Annotated in this window: 15 protein-coding genes and 2 tRNA genes; 10 read left to right on the top strand and 7 right to left on the bottom strand. The window is 61.5% G+C overall.

The genetic code is table 11. The annotated features are described in order from the left end of the window. Window positions 1–47 precede the first annotated feature (47 nt). Genes ACWHRL_RS05480 through hemA form a run of 6 tightly spaced genes read right to left on the bottom strand, consistent with a single transcriptional unit; the run spans window position 48 to window position 7,912 of the window. Window positions 48–3,341: a Mur ligase family protein gene (locus ACWHRL_RS05480; RefSeq protein ID WP_447895550.1), complete on the bottom strand. Its 3,294-nt coding sequence runs from the start codon at window positions 3,339–3,341 to the stop codon at window positions 48–50. A gap of 26 nt (window positions 3,342–3,367) precedes the next feature. After that, on the bottom strand, window positions 3,368–4,138 hold the full coding sequence (locus ACWHRL_RS05475) for a HesA/MoeB/ThiF family protein (protein WP_447895549.1): 771 nt from the start codon (window positions 4,136–4,138) through the stop codon (window positions 3,368–3,370). A gap of 3 nt (window positions 4,139–4,141) precedes the next feature. Next, window positions 4,142–4,642 carry an Lrp/AsnC ligand binding domain-containing protein gene (locus ACWHRL_RS05470; RefSeq protein ID WP_447528238.1) on the bottom strand — a complete coding sequence of 167 codons (501 nt, stop codon included), beginning with the start codon at window positions 4,640–4,642 and terminating at the stop codon, window positions 4,142–4,144. A 26-nt stretch (window positions 4,643–4,668) separates the two neighbouring features. After that, complete coding sequence (prmC, locus tag ACWHRL_RS05465) at window positions 4,669–5,517, bottom strand: peptide chain release factor N(5)-glutamine methyltransferase (protein ID WP_447895548.1); 849 nt, start codon at window positions 5,515–5,517, stop codon at window positions 4,669–4,671. Next, complete coding sequence (gene prfA / locus ACWHRL_RS05460; RefSeq protein ID WP_447895547.1) at window positions 5,517–6,605, bottom strand: peptide chain release factor 1; 1,089 nt, start codon at window positions 6,603–6,605, stop codon at window positions 5,517–5,519. Before prfA ends, prmC begins: the two co-directional genes overlap by 1 nt. Further along, entirely contained in the window at window positions 6,602–7,912 is a 1,311-nt protein-coding gene (gene hemA, locus ACWHRL_RS05455; RefSeq protein WP_447528235.1) for a glutamyl-tRNA reductase, read from the bottom strand. The genes prfA and hemA overlap by 4 nt, the downstream gene beginning before the upstream one ends. A gap of 230 nt (window positions 7,913–8,142) precedes the next feature. Here hemA and ACWHRL_RS05450 point away from each other — a divergent pair, with 230 nt between their 5' ends. The 9 genes from ACWHRL_RS05450 (at window position 8,143) to ACWHRL_RS05410 (ending at window position 15,497) form a co-directional block, all read left to right on the top strand. Beyond that, window positions 8,143–9,921, top strand: coding sequence for a tetratricopeptide repeat protein (locus tag ACWHRL_RS05450; protein WP_447895546.1), 1,779 nt, complete (start codon window positions 8,143–8,145; stop codon window positions 9,919–9,921). A 128-nt stretch (window positions 9,922–10,049) separates the two neighbouring features. Further along, window positions 10,050–10,712 (top strand): lipoprotein insertase outer membrane protein LolB, encoded by a 663-nt coding sequence (lolB, locus tag ACWHRL_RS05445; protein WP_447528233.1) that lies wholly within the window; start codon window positions 10,050–10,052, stop codon window positions 10,710–10,712. Continuing rightward, on the top strand, window positions 10,709–11,578 hold the full coding sequence (ispE, locus tag ACWHRL_RS05440; protein WP_447895545.1) for a 4-(cytidine 5'-diphospho)-2-C-methyl-D-erythritol kinase: 870 nt from the start codon (window positions 10,709–10,711) through the stop codon (window positions 11,576–11,578). The genes lolB and ispE overlap by 4 nt, the downstream gene beginning before the upstream one ends. A gap of 30 nt (window positions 11,579–11,608) precedes the next feature. Beyond that, a tRNA-Gln gene (locus ACWHRL_RS05435) sits at window positions 11,609–11,683 on the top strand. A 59-nt stretch (window positions 11,684–11,742) separates the two neighbouring features. Continuing rightward, window positions 11,743–12,684, top strand: coding sequence for a ribose-phosphate pyrophosphokinase (locus ACWHRL_RS05430; protein WP_447528231.1), 942 nt, complete (start codon window positions 11,743–11,745; stop codon window positions 12,682–12,684). A gap of 103 nt (window positions 12,685–12,787) precedes the next feature. Next, window positions 12,788–13,438, top strand: a complete 651-nt coding sequence (locus tag ACWHRL_RS05425) for a 50S ribosomal protein L25/general stress protein Ctc (protein ID WP_447528230.1) — start codon at window positions 12,788–12,790, stop codon at window positions 13,436–13,438. A 147-nt stretch (window positions 13,439–13,585) separates the two neighbouring features. Then, window positions 13,586–14,167, top strand: coding sequence for an aminoacyl-tRNA hydrolase (gene pth / locus ACWHRL_RS05420; protein ID WP_447528229.1), 582 nt, complete (start codon window positions 13,586–13,588; stop codon window positions 14,165–14,167). Between the two features lie 57 nt (window positions 14,168–14,224). After that, the gene (gene ychF / locus ACWHRL_RS05415) at window positions 14,225–15,316 is read left to right on the top strand and encodes a redox-regulated ATPase YchF (protein ID WP_447528228.1); all 1,092 of its coding nucleotides are present in this window, start codon (window positions 14,225–14,227) and stop codon (window positions 15,314–15,316) included. 104 nt (window positions 15,317–15,420) lie between these two features. After that, window positions 15,421–15,497, top strand: a tRNA-Met gene (locus ACWHRL_RS05410). Between the two features lie 65 nt (window positions 15,498–15,562). On the opposite strand, the gene ACWHRL_RS05405 is transcribed toward ACWHRL_RS05410, so the two are convergent. Further along, complete coding sequence (locus tag ACWHRL_RS05405) at window positions 15,563–16,906, bottom strand: M18 family aminopeptidase (RefSeq protein ID WP_447895544.1); 1,344 nt, start codon at window positions 16,904–16,906, stop codon at window positions 15,563–15,565. 140 nt (window positions 16,907–17,046) lie between these two features. Here ACWHRL_RS05405 and ACWHRL_RS05400 point away from each other — a divergent pair, with 140 nt between their 5' ends. After that, window positions 17,047–19,134 carry a carboxy terminal-processing peptidase gene (locus tag ACWHRL_RS05400; RefSeq protein ID WP_447895543.1) on the top strand — a complete coding sequence of 696 codons (2,088 nt, stop codon included), beginning with the start codon at window positions 17,047–17,049 and terminating at the stop codon, window positions 19,132–19,134. Window positions 19,135–19,244 lie beyond the last annotated feature (110 nt).

The raw sequence follows: 19,244 nt of genomic DNA, 5'->3' as shown, positions 1-19,244 counted from the left end.
TGACGTAAAAGACCGTGACGTCAGCCCGCGCTCCCTGCGGGCTTTTTTTATGGTACCTGTTCGTCGCCCAGGGTTTGAGCGATATCGCTCAGGCCAAATTTGTTGGACCCCTTGAAAGCGACCCAGTCTCCAGGCTCGAGCGATGCCACCAGCGCGTCGACAAGGGCCTGCCGGGTCGCAAAGCCTTGCACCCGCTCGATGTGTCCTGTCAGATAAGGTAATAGGGTCTGCATTTGCTCGCCCAGTAGCCATACCGACTCGGCGCCACTGGCTATGATCGGCGTTACCAGCGCCTGGTGCAAAGCGAGGCTATCCGCGCCCAGTTCGAGCATATCCGCAAGCACCAGATGCTTACGCCGGGCCTGGACACTTCTAGCCTGGGAGAGCATGGCGTTCATGGAGAGAGGGTTTGCGTTGTAAGCGTCGTTTAGCAGGCAGAGCTCACCGCCTTGCCACGCAATCTGGCGCTGACTGCCTCGTCCTTGAGGCGGTAGTACCCGCCCAACGAAAGGGAGCGCTTCACGGGGCGATAACCCCAGCGCCACCAGCACGCCAAAGGTCGCCAGTATATTCATCGCCCAGTGGCTGCCGCGCCCGGCCATGTCGATACTAATCCGCTCGTCTGAATAGGTAATCTCGAGCTTTTGTAAATCATCGGGATTGACCCAGCGAATCGTTGCCTCGGGGTGGCAGCCAAAGGAAATGATACTCAGTGCACGCTTGCGAGCAGCGGCCTGGACTGCCGGCCACTGTGCCATATCGCGATTGATGATCGCCTGGCCACCGGGGCGCATTGCTTCAAATATACGGCTTTTACGAAGCGCTACCTGCTCGACTGTTCCGTGGTATTCGAGGTGAGCCGGCCCCGCATTGAGAAACACGGCTATATCCGGCCGCGCCAAAACAGAGTTCTGGCGCATGCGGCCAATGGCCATTTCGATGACGTGAAAACGCGCCTGCCAGGGAACGGAAGCTAGCGTCCAGGCGATGCCATAGGGAAGGTTGGCGCTATGGCGGGTGGCGCCGGTCTCTCCCCAAAGCGAAAGCAGCTGGTGCAGCATGTTGATAGCGGTCGTCTTACCCGCGCTTCCCGTAACGCCAATCACCTTGCCTGCGAGTTTTTGCCGGGCGAAGCCTCCCAAATCCAGAACCGCCTGGCCGGTATCGGCTACTTCATAAATGGGAATGGCGTGTTTCTCAAGCGCCGCCCTATCGACAGGCGCCTGGGCGATCAGCAATTGTGGCTTGTAAGGCAGCTTATCGAGAAAATCGACGTGAATCCCCAGAGGCCTTTGATCCGTTCTGACGACCACCATATGGCCTGGTGCCATCGTTTTGATATTAAAGCTCAGCCCCGTCGCACGCCAGCGCACGGAACCCGGCCTTGTTATCCAGCGCCCTTCGCTGGCCGCCGCCACGTCCTGGCTGGTCCAGTTACCTTCACTGATAAAAGAAGGGCTATCCGCCTGCGGGAAAGGGGCTGGCGGGCGGGTATTCACTTCTTCCTCGGCCGGCCGGCCTTTTTCCAGGGCGGTAAAATCGCCGCTTAAATAGTGCAGCAAATAGGCCACGAACCCGGAGAGGTAGTGCTCGACATCGTCGATGCGCACACGAAAGCTGTGGTGGCGTATAAAGAAACTGCCCACGATGCGCTGCGGATTCTTGAAGTACATCGCGTACTCGGGCCAGAAGTGGCCGTTGAGCAGATAGTGGGCGCGTTTTTCGAGGGCCCGATAGAAGTACCCAAGGTCGATCAGCGCTAAAAGATGATGATATTCAGGTATTTTTTGCAGGCGCGTAATCATCTTGTGCGCCGCCATCATCAGCTCTAAAAGCGTGGGAAAGGTGGTGATCCGCCCTTCCACGAAGTCCAGATAACCGGCCACGTTTTGTAGTCCGAAGCGGTAGTAGCGCTCTTCTGGGCGGTAAAGGGTCAGCTCGTTGACGCAGTAGCTAAGCCAGTGATCGTGGGCTTTCCAGTGCTCCTGGTCGATAAAGTACTCGAAGGCGCGCTCGACCACCGCAAGCCAGCGCTCATCCCGGGTCAAGCCGTACAGACGCATGAGGCCGAACGCGGCCTCACCATCGTAGTAGATGATTCTAAAATCATCTTTCACGCTTAGATCGGCTGTGTTGAGCACGTGGCTAAAGCCGCCATTTTCGAGCTGCAATTGGCGAATCCCCAGCGCCACTTCTTCCATTAGCGCCAGGTAGCGCTCATCGCCGGTAAGTTCGGTGTATTTTGAAAGCGCCAGCAGCGTCACCCCGCTGCCCCCCAGCTTGATCTCGCCGTTCTCTTCCAGCAAATACGTAACTCGCTCGCCTAAATGCTCGAAGCGCTGCAAAAGCTTTGTAGTGAGGTACTCAAGCGCCCGGTCGATGGCGTGCTTGAGCGACTCGCTTTGGGTGACTTCCCAAGCCTCGAGCATGCTGTAAATACTGCTGGCGTGGCGCAGCGTGTTGTAGCCGGCTACCAGTCGATCAAAGCAGGGGTGCAGGCCGTAAATAAAGCGCCCGTTCGGCTCGACCTGAGCGGCGAGAAACTGGCTGGCGTCTTCGATCAGCGCGCCGGTAGTGTCCGGGGTTAGGGGCTCGACCAAGCGCCGGCCGGTAGAACGGCCCTCTTTCCCGCCGGTGTAGCCCAAAAGGCGACGGGGCGTTTGGTCAGGCTCGATGAGCAGCGACTCGGTCGTGAAGGTGTACACCGGCTGGCTCGGTTCGAAGGCGATCTCAACCTTGCGGCCAAAGCGCTCGCGAGCATAGCGTAGAAAATTGCCCTGGTTGAGCTCGGCGTGAGGCGCTTTGCTCCCGGTATAGAGCATGGCGTTGGCATTGAGCTCCTGCTCCAGGAAGGCCATCTTCACGTCAGGGTCCAGCGCGATACCGCGACGAAAATAGTTACGCTTGTGCCGCTTGAGCTCAGCGGCCAGGCTCTCCCAGGTATGCGAGGTCAGCGTCCGGGTCCAGTCCAGGCGCAGCCAGCGCACCGGGGTGTCGAGCGCGTAGTGAGCCGTGAGCGCGCTTTCGAGGGTCTGCCAGAGCGTATCCTGGGTCGGCGCGCAGGCGTTGACCACGGTGGCGCGCCTTGTACCGTCGGTGACAGAGACGAACACATGCAGCGGCGCATTTGAGGTTTGCTCGGCGCCACCTTCGAGCGCCTCGTTCAATGCCTTGCGAGCGGCGGCCAGGGCGTCGCTCAGCGGCATGAGCGCTTGCGCAGTCGGCCTGGACGTTTCCTCTAGCAGGGGCACCTGAAAGGCGGGTTTGACGGTTTGCTGTTTGCGCGCGCGCTGGGCGCGCCTGGCTTGGCTTAAGCTCTTCGAGCCGGCGGATTTCGCCATGGGGGTACCCTTTTGTTATCGCTGGGTCAAGAACGGGAGATCGTCGTGGCAGAAGAGCATACCGGGCATTCGGGGTCCCGCGGCACCTGAAAGTGGCGCCAGCGCCCGGCGAGCCCATCGAAGGTGGAGAGCCCGCGGTGCACCTGCCCGGCGCCGCTTAATAGCTTCACGGCCTCGAGCGCCTGAAACGTGCCGATAAGCCCGACCAGCGGCGCTACCACGCCGCTTTCAGCACAGCTCAACGCCTCGTCGCCGCTGTCGTCCGGCGGGTAGAGGCAGGCATAGCAGGGGCTTTGGGCGTCGCGCGGGTCGAAAACCGCCAGCTGTCCGGAAAATCGAATCGCCGCGCCGGACACCAGCGCCACGCCGGCGGCCTGACAGGCGGCATTGATCGCGTAGCGGCTGGAGAAACGATCGGTGCAGTCGAGTACCACATCCATGGAGGCGGCAAGCGTTTCGAGCTCGGCCTCGCCCAGGTGGCGCTCGAGCGCGGTTACCTCGCAGGTGGGGTTCACGGCGAGCATACTCGCCCGGGCCGAGGCAGCCTTGTTCTGGCCGACACTGTCGTGTCGATGGGCAATCTGGCGCTGCAGATTGGAGAGCTCGACCGCATCGGCGTCGGCCAGGGTGATACGCCCCACCCCCGCCGCCGCCAGGTAGAGCGCTACCGGCGAACCGAGCCCGCCGGCGCCGATGATCAGCGCGTGAGCGCCCAGCAGGCGCTGCTGTCCCTCGATATCGATCTCGTCGAGCATGATCTGGCGGCTATAGCGCAGTAGCGCCTGGTCATCCATCATGGGCTAGGGCTCCTCGAACTCGCTGGATTCGGGTACATACAAGCTAAAGCTTTCCTTGACCTCCTCCATGACGACGTAGCTTTTGGACTCCTTCACCCCGGGCAAAGTGAGTACCACATCGCCCAGCAGCTGCCGGTACGCCGACATTTCCGGGATCCGGCACTTTAAAATGTAATCGAACTGCCCGGACACCAGGTGACACTCCTGAATTTGCGGCAGCGTCTCCACCGCGCGGCGGAATTCATCGAACACCGCAGGCGACTGGGTCTCCAGACTGATCTCGACAAAGACGAGCAGGTTCGCCTTGAGCGCCTGAGGGTCCAGCATGGCCTTATAGCCGCGAATGACGCCGGAGCGTTCAAGGCGTTTGACGCGCTCGAGGCACGGCGTGGTCGAGAGCCCCACCTCGGCGGCCAGGTCGACGTAGGAGATGCGCGCATTATCCTGAAGCACGCGCAGAATGCGCAGGTCGATGCGGTCCAGCGTTCTGTTTTTAGACTTCATGACACATCCATGGCAATAGATCGATGCTAGCAAATCTGCCCTAGCGTCACCCGCGCGTGCCCGTGCAAATCGGCGATGCTTTCAACGCTTGCATAGCCTGCCTCGACAAGCGCCTGGCGCACCTCCCGCGCTTGGCGATAGCCGTGCTCCAGCATGAGCCAGCCCTCGGCGTTCAAGTAGCCCCGGGCGGCGCACACCAGATGCATCAGGTCGGCCAGGCCCGCGTTTTTTGCCACCAGCGCCGAGCGCGGCTCGAAACGCACATCGCCCAAGCCCAGGTGCGGGTCACGCTCATCGATATAGGGCGGGTTGCTGGCGATGATATCAAAGCGGGGCGCGTCGCTGTGCTTTTCGAGCGCCTCAAACCAGTCGCTTTGCGCAAAGCTAGCGTTCTCAAGCGCCAGCCGTGCGGCGTTGTGCCGAGCAAGCTCAACGGCCTCCGAGCGGATATCGAGCCCGGCCACCTGCCAGCCAGGGCGTTCGCTTGCAAAGGCCAGCGCGATGGCGCCGGTGCCGGTGCCCAGGTCCAGAAACTGCCCCTGGCCTGCCCCGGCGCGGGCAAGCGCGGCCTCGACCAGGGTCTCGGTGTCCGGGCGAGGAATCAGCGTGTGCCGCGACGTGGCCAGACTCAAGCCCCAGAATTCCCGCTCGCCGGTCAAATACGCCACCGGCTGCCCCTGGGCCCGGGCGGCGATGAGGGCGTCAAAACGGGCGTGCTGCCAAGGGGGGCAGGTTTTATCCCCCCAGGTGTACAACCAGGTACGGCTTTGCCCGGTCGCGTGGATCATCAGCACGTCCGCATCCAAACGCGGCGAGCCAGAGCCCGCCGCCGCCAAGCGCCTGGCCGCGGCGCCCAGCAGCGCATCGAAGGTCATTAGACGTCCTGCAGGGCGGAAAGCTGCTCGGCCTGGTACTCGTGAATCAGCGGTTCGACGACTTCATCGAGCTGCTCGCCGCTGACCACATCCAGAAGCTTATAAAGCGTCAGATTGATGCGGTGGTCGGTAATCCGCCCCTGGGGGAAGTTATAGGTGCGGATACGCTCACTGCGATCACCCGAGCCGACCAGCGAACGGCGCGCGTCGGCCTGCTCCTGGCGCTGAGAATCCACGGCGTTGCGCTTGAGTTTGGCGGCCAATAGCGACATCGCCTTGGCGCGGTTTTTATGCTGGCTGCGCTCTTCCTGACACTCCACGACCACGCCGGTGGGCAGGTGGGTAATACGAATCGCCGAGTCGGTGGTGTTGACGTGCTGACCACCAGCGCCGCTCGAGCGGTAGGTGTCCACGCGCAAGTCAGAGGGGTTGATATCGACATCGCCGACATCCTCGACCTCGGGCATTACCGCCACCGTACAGGCGGAGGTGTGGATACGCCCCTGGGACTCGGTGGCGGGTACGCGCTGCACGCGGTGGGCGCCGGACTCGAACTTGAGCCGCGCATAGACGCCGTCACCCTTCACCCGGGAGATCACTTCTTTATAGCCGCCCTGCTCCCCGTGGCTGGCGCTAACCACTTCCACACGCCAGCCGCGTTTCTCGGCGTAGCGCGAGTACATGCGAAACAGGTCACCGGCGAAAATCGCCGCCTCGTCACCACCGGTACCGGCGCGCACTTCCAGATACACGCCACGGTTATCGTCCGGGTCCTTGGGTACCAAAAGACGCTTGAGCTCGATATCGAGGTTTTCCAGCTGCTCGCGGCCGTCCTGAATTTCCATCTCGGCCAGCTCGCGCATTTCCGGGTCACTGTCGTGGCTGAGCGTTTCGGCGTTGGCGATGTTTTCTTCTACTTCGCGGTAGCGCTGCCAAGCAGCGACCAGCTCTTCGAGCTCCGCGTACTCGCGGGAGTAATCGCGAAAGTGCTGCTGGTTGCTGATCACTTCCGGGTCGGATAGCAGCATTGCCAGCTCTTCAAAGCGGTCGGCAAAACTGTCCAGGCGTTGGCGCAACGTCTCTTTCATGCGGGCGTATCATCCTTCTGGCGTTTAGCCGAGGGCGCGGGTGTCTCGAACGCGGGCTTGGAGGGAAGCAGCACGCGCGGCGCCGCACTCAGCACTTCGTGGTGTTGTTGAGAGGCCGCTTCGCGAAGGGCCAGGGTCGGCTGGTGCATGAACCGGTTGGCCAACTGGTGCGCCAGGCGCTCGACCACTTTGGCCGGGTCTTCGCCACGGGCAAGGCGCTCCAGTGCCTGATCGCGGCTTTCGTCACGCAGCGCCTCACCGTGGCGGCGGTAGTCGCGAATCAGCTCGCCGCCGCCGCGCAGCCGGCGATCCTGCTCCCAACTGTCGACGCCGTGCTCGATCAGCGATTCGGCCTGGTCGGCGGCCACCTGGCGGTGGCGGCGGTTCTCTTCGATCACCTCTTCCAGGTCATCGACGGTATATAAAAACACATCGGCCAGCTCGCCGACTTCGGGCTCGATATCCCGGGGAACGGCGATATCCACCATGAACACCGGCCGATGGCGGCGCTTTTTGAGCGCGCGTTCGACCATCCCCTTGCCAAGAATCGGCAGCGGCGAGGCGGTCGAGGAGATCACGATATCGGCTTTTTCGAGCGCGGCGGGGATTTCGGGCAGCGTGATGGCTTCACCGCCCAGCCCGGCGGCCACCCCCAGCGCGCGCTCGCGGGTGCGGTTGGCGACCGTTAAATTACGCACCCCGGCCTCGTTGAGATGGCGAGCCACGAGTTCGATGGTCTCGCCGGCCCCGATCAACAAAGCGCTTGCCTGGCTGAAGTCGTCAAAGATGCGGCTGGCCATGCTCACCGCGGCGTAGGCCACCGACACCGGGTTCTTGCCGATACCGGTTTCGGTGCGCACCTGTTTAGCCACGGCAAAGGTATGCTGAAAAAGGCGCTCGAGCTCACCGCCCAGCCCTTTGGCGCTGCGCGCCTGCTGGTAGGCGTCCTTGAGCTGGCCAAGTATCTGCGGCTCGCCCAGCACCATCGAGTCGAGCCCAACGGCGACGCGCATCAGGTGGCGAGCGGCATCGTCGTCCAGGTAGTGGTAAGCGCTGCGCGCCAGGTCTTCCACGCGCAGATTATGAAAGCGGCTCAGCCAATCGAGCACCACCTGCTCGCCGGCGGCATTGGTAACGCAGTAAAGCTCGGTCCGGTTACACGTCGAGAGCACCGCCGCTTCGCTTACATGTGGCAGGCAGCGAAGCTCGCCCAGCGCGCTTTCAAGCTGCGAGGGGGTAAAGGCCACCTGCTCACGTACCGCCACGCTGGCCGTACGATGATTTATTCCCAAGGCAAGAAGCGTCATGCGTTATGCGTCTTCGCTAGTGGATCGGTCGTGAATAAACGTATGCTCGACTCTTTAACGGACGAGTCATGTGGCATGAAAGCCAGGCCAGCTCGACTTGAAATTGCGCTGACACGAATCGTTTTCAAGGTGTAGCATTCTACCACAAACCACCCGGTTCTGGCGTCACCACTTTGCCGCAGGCCTGCAAGCCGCTATGCTGACCATTCGGCCACTGGATTGAGACACGCATGCCCTTTCGCGCGACATTTAGGGGGTTACCCCGCTGGCCCCTGGCGGCCACGCTGCTGTTAAGCGGCTGCCAGGCGACGCCTTCGAACCTGGACGGTGGATTACCCGCCTACCTAAGCGACCCCATGGCCTTTGCACCGCCGATTACCCGCGGGCTGGACGCCGAGGGCCTGCGTACGCTGCTGACCGCCGAAATGGCCGGCCAGCGCGGCGACTTCAGCCGCGCAAGCCGCGGCTACCTGGCGGCCTCCGAGCGCTACCCGGTGTCAGCGCTTGCCGAGCGCGCGACCTTCGCTGCCCGCTTTGGCAACGACACCGCCTTGATGGAAACCTCGGCGCTTCGCTGGCGCGAGCTTGCCCCCGAGGCCCAAGGGCCCAATCAGTTTTTGGCCACACTTTCGCTTTCCCGCGGCGACTGGCTGGACAGCCTGGAACAGCGGCTAGCGATCGTGTCGGCGGGGGGCAACGGCGACATCACCTCCTTTGCCCAGCTCGCCTTGGCCGAAGAGGCGCCGCTTGGACTGTTGATCCGCCCGCTTCGCGATTACCTGGACGATAGCGCTCGGATTAGCCCCACCGAGGCGGAACTCGAAGCGCAAACGGACGTGCTGCTGGGTACCGCGTTGATCGAAGCGGCGCTTGGCAATACCCACCAGGCCCAAACACGCCTGGATCAGGTAGCCCAGCAGGCCCCGGAATCCGATGCCTTATGGCTTGCCAGGGCGCAGCTTGCGCTCGAAACCGGCGACCACACAAGGGCACGCTACGCCGCGCAACAAGGGTTACTGCTCGCCCCGGATGACGTCCGCTTTATCCTGATGCTCGCGCAAGCCAACATTCGTCTTAACGACATCGCCGCCGCCGAAGAACAGACCGATGCGCTGCTCGAACGCCACGGCGGCGGCCACGAGCTTCGCGTCGCCCTGGCCCAGCTCTATCTGGAAGAGGGCCACGAAGAGCCCGCCTACCGTCTTTTACAGCCACTGATCGGCGAGCAGAACATTCCCGATCTGGCCTACTACCTGCTGGGCGCCATCACGCAATCCCAAGGCGATATCGATAACGCCTTGATCTACTACCGTCAGGTACACGAGGGCAATGAGTTTCTCGCCGCCCGCGCTACCGCCGCCCAGATGCTGATCGATGCGGATCGGCTGCTCGATGCCCAGGCGTTTTTGCGCATCGAGCGGATGCGCTTTGACGCCTACTTCAACGACCTGGTGCTGCTGGAAGTGCAGCTACTCGACGCCGAAAACCTGGCCGATGAGGCGGATGCCTTGCTGGACCGTGAAGTCGCGCGCACCCCAACGGATACCGGCCTGCGCTATTTGAGGGCGATGCGTGCCTTCGAGCGCGACGGCCTCGAGGCCATGGAGCGCGATTTGCGCCAGGTCATTCGCGCCGAACCGGAAAATGCCGCCGCGCTCAACGCATTAGGCTACACGCTGGCCGACGCCGATTTACCCGAGCGCCTCGATGAGGCCCGCGAGCTGATCGAGCGTGCCTACCAGCTGGAGCCGGATAACCCGGCGATTCTGGACAGTATGGGCTGGGTCTATTTCAAAATGGGCGAGCCAGCCAACGCCCTGGCCTGGCTCGAAAGCGCCTACGCCCAGATGCCCGACCAGGAAGTGGCCGCGCACCTGGCGGAGGTACTGCATGCCCTGGGGCGCACTGATGAAGCCCAAACCCTGGTGCGCCGCTTTCAGACCCGCAATGGCGAGCACCCCGCGATTCTTGAACTGCTCGAGCGCCACCCGGAACTCGGCGCGCCCTGAACACTCGGGTTTATGTGCCCCTTTTATACGGCTTCTATACGGCTTCTTTTATAAGGCCTTTTTAGACAGGCCTCGTTAACGACTTTTCTTGAACGATTCAAGACGCACCACCGATATGGAGTTTCGCTATGCTGACCACCCGCTCGACTATCTCGCTTGGCCACGCCTGCCCCCGGCCCGCCCGCGCCCTTCTGACCGGGGCGGCGCTTTTGATACTGGCCGGGTGCGCCACCCAAGCGCCCATGGATGAAAGCGGCCGCCAGGCGGGCCAGTGGGAGCGCCAGCAGGCCGAGGTGGAAGCTTTCGATAGCTGGACGCTGGTCGGTAAGGCCGGACTGCGCACCCCCCAGGAGAACACCAGCGCCAACCTGGACTGGAACCAGACCCCATTTTATTTTCGCATGTTGATCAGCGGCCCCTTCGGCGGCGGACGTAGCGTGCTGGAAGGCCGCGAAGGCCGCTTTTCGCTGACCACCGGCGAAGGCCGTTTCGAAGCCGAAACGCCGGAAGCGCTCATGGAGGAGCAACTGGGTTGGTCGCTGCCGGTTCGCGCCATGCCCGACTGGGTGCGTGGCCTGCCAGGCGATGATTCGAGCTACCAGCTCGAAACCGACGCGCTGGGCTTTCCAAGCCACCTTGAACAGGACGGCTGGGAAATCGACTACCGCGACTGGGAAGAAGTGGACGACATGTGGCTGCCGCGCCGACTGGTCATGAGCGTCGATGAAGTACGCATCACGCTGGTGGTCAACCAGTGGCGCCCCCGGGATGACGAGGAGCAAGCCCCGTGAGTAACGATACCGCCGGTGAGCAACTGACGCTTTTGGCCCCGGCGAAGCTCAACCGTATGCTGCATATTACCGGCCGTCGCGAGGATGGCTACCATACTCTGCAGACGCTGTTTCAGTTTATCGATGTGTGCGACGAGCTGACGCTTGGTCTGCGCGATGACGGCGCCATCACGCTGGAGGGCGCCGTCGAGGGGGTCAGTTTCGACGACAACCTGATCGTGCGCGCGGCGCGTAAACTCGTTGCGTACCGCCAAAGTCCGAAGCTTGGGGTGGACCTTTCGCTCACCAAGCGCCTCCCCCTGGGCGGCGGGCTCGGTGGCGGAAGCTCTAACGCCGCCACCGCACTGGTTGGACTCAACCGGCTCTGGAACCTTGGCCTTACCCCCACCGAGCTTGCCCGAATTGGCCTTTCGCTGGGCGCGGACGTGCCGGTATTCGTTCACGGCCACAGCGCCTGGGCCGAGGGCGTGGGTGAAGAGCTCACGCCCGTCGACCTGGACACCCCCTGGTTCGTGGTCCTTCACCCCGGCGTGAGCGTCTCGACCCCCGTGATCTTTCAAGACCCGGAATTGACACGCGCAAGCCGCCCCATTACTATGGCGCGCGCACTGCAGGGGGGAGCGGCCACGTGGCGTAACGACTGTGAAGCAACGGTCAAAAAACGCTATCCGCCGATCGCTTGCGCGCTAGAGTGGCTTGGTCAGTATGCGCCAAGCCGCGTGACCGGCACCGGCGCTTGTTTGTTTGCAACGTTCGAAACAGAGCACGCCGCGAAAGCCGTCGCCGACAAGGTGGGTCAGCGCTATCAGGCATGGGTGGCTCGTGGGCTAAATACCTCTCCTCTACATGATGCGCTGGGCGGCTGAAAGCGCCCGGTCATCACATTAGGTCATCGTTGGGGTATCGCCAAGTGGTAAGGCACCGCTTTTTGGTAGCGGCATTCCCAGGTTCGAATCCTGGTACCCCAGCCAACCTAACCATGATCTATCGTTTTCTCCCCTGATCCCCAACACTGCAAAGGTGGCTGCGCGTGTCAAAATTGATGGTTTTCACCGGGAATGCCAATCCCGAACTCGCTCGTAAAGTGGCTGAAAGCCTCGACAGCCGTATGGGCAACGCCACGGTGGGTCAGTTCAGCGACGGCGAGATTGCCGTCGAGATCAATGAGAACGTGCGGGGCAAGGATGTATTCATTCTTCAGTCCACCTGCGCTCCGACCAATGACAACCTGATGGAACTGATCCTGATGGTTGACGCGCTGCGCCGCGCTTCGGCGACGCGTATTACCGCGGTACTCCCCTACTTTGGCTACGCCCGTCAGGATCGCCGCGTGCGCTCTGCCCGTGTGCCCATCTCGGCCAAGGTAGTGGCCGACATGATGGTCAAGGCCGGGGTCGACCGCGTGATGACGATGGACCTGCACGCCGACCAGATCCAGGGCTTTTTCGATGTGCCGGTGGACAACGTCTACGGCTCGCCGATTCTGCTCGACGATATCGAGCGTCAAAACTACGACGACTTGGTCGTGGTATCCCCGGATGTAGGCGGCGTGGTGCGCGCTCGGGCCATCGCCAAACAGCTCAACGCCGACCTTGCGATCATCGATAAGCGCCGCCCTCAGGCCAACCAGGCCCAGGTGATGCACATCATCGGTGAAATCGAAGGGCGCACCTGCGTGGTGGTCGACGACATGATCGACACCGCCGGCACCCTTTGTAAAGCCGGTGAAGCGCTCAAGGACCGCGGCGCCGCCCGCGTGGTCGCTTACGCAACACACCCGATTTTGTCTGGCCCTGCCATCGACAACATCACGAACTCTGTACTGGATGAAGTGGTCGTGGCCGACACTATTCCGCTGGCCGAGCATGCTCGTCGCAGCGGAAAAATTCGCCAGTTGAGCGTTGCCGGCCTGATTGCGGAAGCGATCCGCCGGGTCAGCAACGAAGAATCTGTCAGCGCGATGTTCCACTAATAGCGGAACTGCCTGACGATAAAGCCCCCTTCTGGGGCCTTGAAAGCGTCGTCGCCTGGTCGCGGTCGGCGGGGCTTTCTTACTTAAACCATGAGGCACCAACATGTCCGATTTTACTCTGAAAGCCGACATTCGTAACGACCTGGGGAAAGGTGCGAGCCGCCGCCTGCGTCGTGCGAACCAGCAAGTTCCCGCCGTCATCTACGGTGGCGAGAAAGCACCGGCGTCTATCGCTGTCGAAAAAACCGCGTTCTACAAGGCGATCGAAGACGAATCCTTCTTCTCCTCAGTGATCACCCTGGTCATCGACGGTAAAGAAGAGCAGGTTGTCGTGCGTGACCTTCAGCGTCACCCCTACAAGCCGCTTCTGACTCACGCCGACTTCATGCGCGTTGACGCCACTCACGAAATCACCATGAACGTGCCGCTGCACGTGACTGGCGAAGAGAAGTGTGTCGGCATCAAGGACCAGGGCGGCGAACTGCACGTCATGGCCAACGAAGTAGCCATCAGCTGCTTGCCGAAGGATCTGCCGGACTACCTGGAAATCGACATCGCAAGCGTCGAGCTGGGTACCACCCTGCACCTGTCCGACCTGAGCTTGCCGGCTGGCGTCTCGTCGGTCGACCTGGCCCACGGTGAAGGGCACGACCACGCCATCCTCAACATTACCGAGATCAAGGATCGTATTGAAGAGGAAGAAGGCGAAGAAGGTGAAGGCGAAGGCGAAGGCGAAGAAGGCAGCGCCGAATAAGCGCATCGCATTTGGCTTACCCGTGCCGATTGGGCCATGCCCGCATGGCCCATGAATGCTAAAATCAAGCGCCTCGGCGCTTGATTTTTTTTGTCAGATAACAGGCTTTCGGCCGAGAACATCTTGTTAAGCGATGGAGGTGGGAACATGAGCCAGGTAATGGCGATCATTGGGCTTGGCAACCCCGGGCCCGAGTACGACGCCACGCGTCATAACGCGGGCTTTTGGCTGGTAGATGCCCTCGCTCGCAGCGCCCATACCGAGCTTCGCCCGGAAAAAAAGTTTCTGGGGCTCTACGCCAAGGTGCGTATTGGCGACCATGAACTGCACCTTCTAAACCCCACCACCTTCATGAACCGAAGCGGCGCCGCCGTCGCGGCCATGGCCCAGTTTTTCAAGCTCGCCCCGGACAACTTGCTCGTCGCCCACGATGAGCTCGACCTGCCGCCAGGCCAGTCGCGCTACAAAACCGGTGGCGGCCACGGCGGCCACAACGGTCTTCGCGACATCATCAGCGCCCTGGGCAATCAAAAAGACTTTCATCGGCTGCGCATCGGTATTGGTCATCCCGGCGAGGCCCGCCAGGTCACCAATTTCGTTCTTGGCCGCCCCGGCAAGGCAGAGCTCGAAGCCATCGAGCGCTCTCTCGATGAGTGCCAAGCCACCCTGCCCCTCGCGCTCCAAGGCGACTGGGCTAAAGCCATGAACCAACTACATAGCGTAAAATAGCCAGACGCTTCCATTTCAAGGCGGCTTCATCAAGCGCGCCCAGGTCAGGACATTACTATGGGTTTTAACTGCGGTATCGTTGGCCTACCCAACGTAGGCAAATCCACGCTCTTCAACGCGCTCACCAAATCCGGCATCGATGCGGAAAACTTCCCGTTTTGCACGATCGAGCCCAACGTCGGGATCGTGCCGATGCCCGACCCCCGGCTCGACAAGCTCGCCGAGATCGTCAAACCTCAGAAAGTGCTGCCCACGACCATGGAGTTCGTGGACATCGCTGGCCTGGTGGCGGGTGCTTCCAAGGGCGAAGGCCTGGGCAACAAGTTTTTGGCCAATATTCGCGAAACCCAGGCGATCGCCCACGTGGTGCGCTGCTTCGATAACGACAACGTGATTCACGTTTCCAACCAGGTGGACCCGCGCGCGGATATCGAAACCATCAACCTGGAGCTGGCCCTGGCGGATCTCGACACCGTCGAGAAAGCCAGCCAGCGGCTGGTGCGCTCGGTGAAAGGCGGCGACAAGGACGCCTCGGCCACCAAGGCGATTCTGGACAAGATCGAGCCGCACCTGGCCGAAGGTATGCCGCTTCGAAGCTTCGGCCTCTCCGACGACGAAAAGCACCAGGTGAAAAGCTTCGGCTTTTTGACCCTGAAGCCGACCATGTACATCGCTAACGTCAACGAGGACGGCTTCGAGAACAATCCGTATCTGGATATCGTCAACGAAATCGCCGCCGAAGAAGGCGCGGTGGTGGTGCCGGTGTGCAACCAGATCGAGGCCGAGATCGCCGAACTCGACGACGAGGAGCGCAGCATGTTCCTGGCCGAGATGGGCATGGAAGAGCCGGGGCTCGACCGCGTGATTCGCGCCGGCTACGCCCTTTTGGGCCTGCAAACCTACTTCACCGCCGGGGTGAAGGAAGTACGCGCCTGGACCGTTAAGGAAGGCGCCACCGCTCCCGAAGGCGCCGGTGTGATCCACACCGACTTCCAGAAAGGCTTCATTCGCGCCGAGGTCATCGCTTATGATGACTTCGTGTCCCTGGGCGGCGAGCAAGGCGCCAAGGACGCGGGCAAGTGGCGTTTGGAAGGTAAGGAGTACATCGTCAAGGATGGCGACGTGATTCACTTCCGCTTCAACGTTTAAGCGTATAAATCGCTGATTCGCCGCGATTAGGCTTTTTTTGACGATTGAAGCAGCAAGCACTTGACGGGTGGCGGCGCGCTTTGTAACATTCGCCCCCGTTGAACGGCTACATAGCTCAGCTGGTTAGAGCACATCACTCATAATGATGGGGTCCCCTGTTCAAATCAGGGTGTAGCCACCAGCTTTTAGAAAAAGCCCGCTAACTTGGTTAGCGGGCTTTTTTGTGCGCGTTTATTAGCAATCGGCTCAGAGCACCGGACGATTCAGAAACGCCACGAGCGCCTGAACCAGGTACGTTACGTCCCGGGTGCCCGCGGTTTCACGAATCGAGTGCATCGCCCACTGGGGTACGCCCACGTCGATGGTCGGCACGCCCACCTCAGTGGCCGTTATCGGCCCGATGGTACTGCCACAGCCCATGTCCGCGCGGGTCACGAAGGACTGCACCGGCACGTTCGCCTCGCGGCACACGTCGCGAAACAGCGCACCGGTCACGCTGTTGGTGGCGTAGCGCTGGCTGGCGTTGACCTTGACCACCGGGCCTGCGTTGATAGCCGGGCCGTGGCGCTCGTCGTGCTTGTCGCGAAAGTTCGGGTGCAGCGCGTGGGCGTTGTCACAGGAGATCATCAGCGAGGACTGAATCAGTTGAATCAGCGCCTCCTCCCCTCCTTTACCGATCTGGCCATTGATGCGCTTGAGCACATCGCCCAAAAACGGCCCTTGGGCGCCGCAGGCGCTCGCGCTGCCCACTTCCTCGTGGTCGTTGGCCACGAACAGCGCGCCCTGCTCGCCATCGCACGTTAGTAGCGCTTCCAACCCGATAAAGCACGAAAGCAGGTTATCCAACCGGGCGCTGGCTACCAGCTCTTTGCCCACGCCTACCAGCGAAGGCGGCTGTAGATCGTAAAAGCCCAGCTCGAAATCCACTACCTCGATTCCCTCGAGGCCGTGCTCCTCGTTCAGCCACTGAAGCAAAAGCGAATCGAGCGTGGCGTCTTCGCTTTGCATCAACACCGGCGCCATCTGGGTTTGGGGGTTGATGGGGCGGCCGCCGTTGACGTCGCGGTCCAGGTGGATCGCAAGACTCGGGATCATGGCCACCGGGTCGGCGACGTTGAGCAGCACGCTCTCAAGCTTTCCATCCGCGTGGCGGATATGTACGCGCCCGGCCAGCCCCAAGTCGCGGTCGAACCAGGGCGCCAGCAGTACGCCGCCGTAGACCTGTACACCCAGCTGAAGCCAACCCGCCGAACGCTGGGTCGCCTCGGGCTTTAACCTGAGCCCAGGGCTGTCGGTATGGGCGCCGATCATACGCAGGCTCTCGAGCCCCTTTTCATCGAGCCCTTTTTCATCGAGCCCTGTCGCAGGCAGCTGAAAAGCGATGATCGAGGAGTCGTTGCGGGTCACGAAGTAGCGCTGCCCCGCTTTTAGCTGCCAATCGGCCCGCTCGTCCAGACCTGTAAAACCGTTTTGCTCCAGCCGCTCGACCATTGCCTGGGTGGCGTGCCAGGGCGTGGGCGATTGCGCCAAAAAATCGCATAGCCGCGTCAGGCGTTGCGCCTCGACCGGCGTGTTGTCGACCGCGTTCAAATGATTGCCCCTTATCAGAAAATGAGTGAGTATCACAGAGTAAATGACCTGCTACAATGCTCTTTCGGCCTACGCAACTCATGGGCTGGCTGAATGTCTAGGGAGCGTGTATGACTATAAATTCCGGGAGAGCCTGACTGATGAGCTTGTTTGCAACGCTTTCGCGCTCGGTCGCCGTTGCCGTGATGCTGGTAGTGACCAGCCCGGCACTTGCGCAAATCGAACCGACCGACGAACAACGCCAAGCGGCAGTGGAGATTGGGGATGCACTGCGCTACGGCCACTACGCGAACATCGATTTCGATGCGCAGTGGTCCCAGGAAGCTTTCCAACGCTATTTGGATATTCTGGATAACCAGCGTAGCTATCTTCTAAGTCGCGACATCGAACCCTACCGCCATTTAGAAGACGACATGGACCAGGTGCTGTTCGAAGGCGAGCTTGACGACGCCTTCGCGCTGTACAATCGCTTGAACGAGCGCCACACCGAGCGCCTCGAGTGGCTTTTAGAGCGTCTGGATGAAGGCCTGTCGTTCGATTTCGAAAGCAACGAGCGCCTTGAGATCGACCGCGAAGACGTCGCCTGGCCGACACGCGAAAGCGAGCTGGACGAATTGTGGCGCAAGCGTTTGGAAAACGATGCGCTGACACTGGCCCTCAGCGACCAGGACGATGAGCAGGTCGAAGAGAATCTGCGCCAACGCTACGAAGGTCAGCTGACCCGGCTGCGTCAAACCGAAGACGAAGACGTATTCGGCATTCTGATGGCGGCCATTTCCAGCACGATCGACCCGCATACCGGCTACCTCTCGCCGCGCCAAAGCGAATCCTTCGACATTCAAATGAGCCTTTCACTGGAAGGTATCGGCGCCTTGCTCCAGGCCGACGGCGAGTACGTCAAGGTATCGAGCCTGGTACCCGGCGGCCCGGCCGACCGCGCCGGCGTGTTGGAGCCTGCTGATCGCATCACCGCGGTGGGCCAGGAAGACGGCGAAATGGTCAACGTGGTCGGCATGCGCTTGGACAACGTCGTCGATTTGATTCGCGGTCCCAAGGGCTCCGTCGTACGCCTGGACGTGGTACCCGCCCAGGCCGTGGACATGACCCGCTCGCAGATAGTGGAGATCACTCGCGACACGGTCAGCCTCGAAGACCAGGCAGCGCACGGTGAAGTCATCGAAGTCGAGCGCGACGGCGAGCCCCACCTGATCGGAGTGATCGATGTGCCCACCTTCTACGTCGACTTCGACGCCTGGCAGGCCGGCGAAGAGGAGTATCGCAGCACCACCCGCGATGTGGCCCAGGAGATCGAATCACTCAAGGAACAAAACGTCGAGGGTATCGTGCTGGACCTGCGCAACAACGGCGGTGGCGCTTTGCAGGAAGCCAACTCGCTGATTGGGCTCTTCATCGATCGCGGCCCTACCGTTCAGGTACGCGACGCCCAGGGGCGTATCCAGCTCTACGGCGACACCGACGCCGGCACACTCTATGACGGCCCGCTGACCGTATTGACCAACCGCCTCTCCGCCTCGGCCTCGGAAATCTTCGCCGGCGCGATTCAGGACTACGGGCGCGGCCTGGTGGTCGGCGCCTCGACCTTTGGCAAGGGCACCGTCCAAACGCTCAACGATCTTAGCCACGGTCAGATCAAGCTGACCCGCGCCAAGTTCTACCGGATCTCCGGCGAGAGTACGCAAAACCGCGGCGTCGAGCCGGACATTACCTTCCCGAGCCTGATCGACCCGGAGCGCATCGGCGAAAGCAGCTTGGATAACGCCCTGGCCTGGGACACGGTGCAAAACGTTCAGTACCACCGCTACGGCAACCCGGAAGACTTTATCGACACCCTGACGACCCAGCACCAGCAGCGCGCTCAGCAGAACCCGAACTTCCTTTATCTGGAGCGCCAGTCGACGCTTGCCCGCCAACTTCGCGAGCAGCACACCAGCGTCAGCCTGAACCGGGAGCAGCGCCAGCGCGAGCTGGAAGCCCAGGAAGGCGAGCAGCTTTCGCTCGAAAACCAGCGCCGCCGAGCGCTTGACCTCCCCGAGCTCGAGGAGTGGATGGATGCCCGTCTGGACAACTCCGAAAACGGCGCGCCCATCGAGGAAGACGAAGAGGACGACGAAGAAATGCCCGTCGACCGCGCTCACGTGCTCGAAGCCGCCGAAGTAATGCTCGACTACACCCACCTTAAAAACGCCCAGCGCATGGCCCAGCGCTAAGCGCTTTAACGTTTAAAGCCGCGCCTCTTGGGGCGCGGCTTTTTTATGAACGTCGATAAAACCATGCGAAACACTGACCACCGAAATGCCCGTCGAACGACGGACTTCAG

It is taken from the genome of Vreelandella sp. GE22 (genome assembly GCF_968212445.1).
Note: the sequence above shows the minus strand (reverse complement) of the source record. Positions and strands in the feature narration are given on the sequence as shown.

Bases quoted from the DNA above. Each gene is read 5' to 3' on its own strand.
- prmC (WP_447895548.1), bottom strand. From the start codon at position 5,517: ATGACCTTCGATGCGCTGCTGGGCGCCGCGGCCAGGCGCTTGGCGGCG.
- ACWHRL_RS05475 (WP_447895549.1), bottom strand. From the start codon at position 4,138: ATGATGGATGACCAGGCGCTACTGCGCTATAGCCGCCAGATCATGCTC.
- lolB (WP_447528233.1), top strand. From the start codon at position 10,050: ATGCTGACCACCCGCTCGACTATCTCGCTTGGCCACGCCTGCCCCCGG.
- ACWHRL_RS05470 (WP_447528238.1), bottom strand. From the start codon at position 4,642: ATGAAGTCTAAAAACAGAACGCTGGACCGCATCGACCTGCGCATTCTG.
- pth (WP_447528229.1), top strand. From the start codon at position 13,586: ATGAGCCAGGTAATGGCGATCATTGGGCTTGGCAACCCCGGGCCCGAG.
- ACWHRL_RS05425 (WP_447528230.1), top strand. From the start codon at position 12,788: ATGTCCGATTTTACTCTGAAAGCCGACATTCGTAACGACCTGGGGAAA.
- ACWHRL_RS05480 (WP_447895550.1), bottom strand. From the start codon at position 3,341: ATGGCGAAATCCGCCGGCTCGAAGAGCTTAAGCCAAGCCAGGCGCGCC.
- ACWHRL_RS05400 (WP_447895543.1), top strand. From the start codon at position 17,047: ATGAGCTTGTTTGCAACGCTTTCGCGCTCGGTCGCCGTTGCCGTGATG.
- ychF (WP_447528228.1), top strand. From the start codon at position 14,225: ATGGGTTTTAACTGCGGTATCGTTGGCCTACCCAACGTAGGCAAATCC.
- hemA (WP_447528235.1), bottom strand. From the start codon at position 7,912: ATGACGCTTCTTGCCTTGGGAATAAATCATCGTACGGCCAGCGTGGCG.
- ACWHRL_RS05450 (WP_447895546.1), top strand. From the start codon at position 8,143: ATGCCCTTTCGCGCGACATTTAGGGGGTTACCCCGCTGGCCCCTGGCG.
- prfA (WP_447895547.1), bottom strand. From the start codon at position 6,605: ATGAAAGAGACGTTGCGCCAACGCCTGGACAGTTTTGCCGACCGCTTT.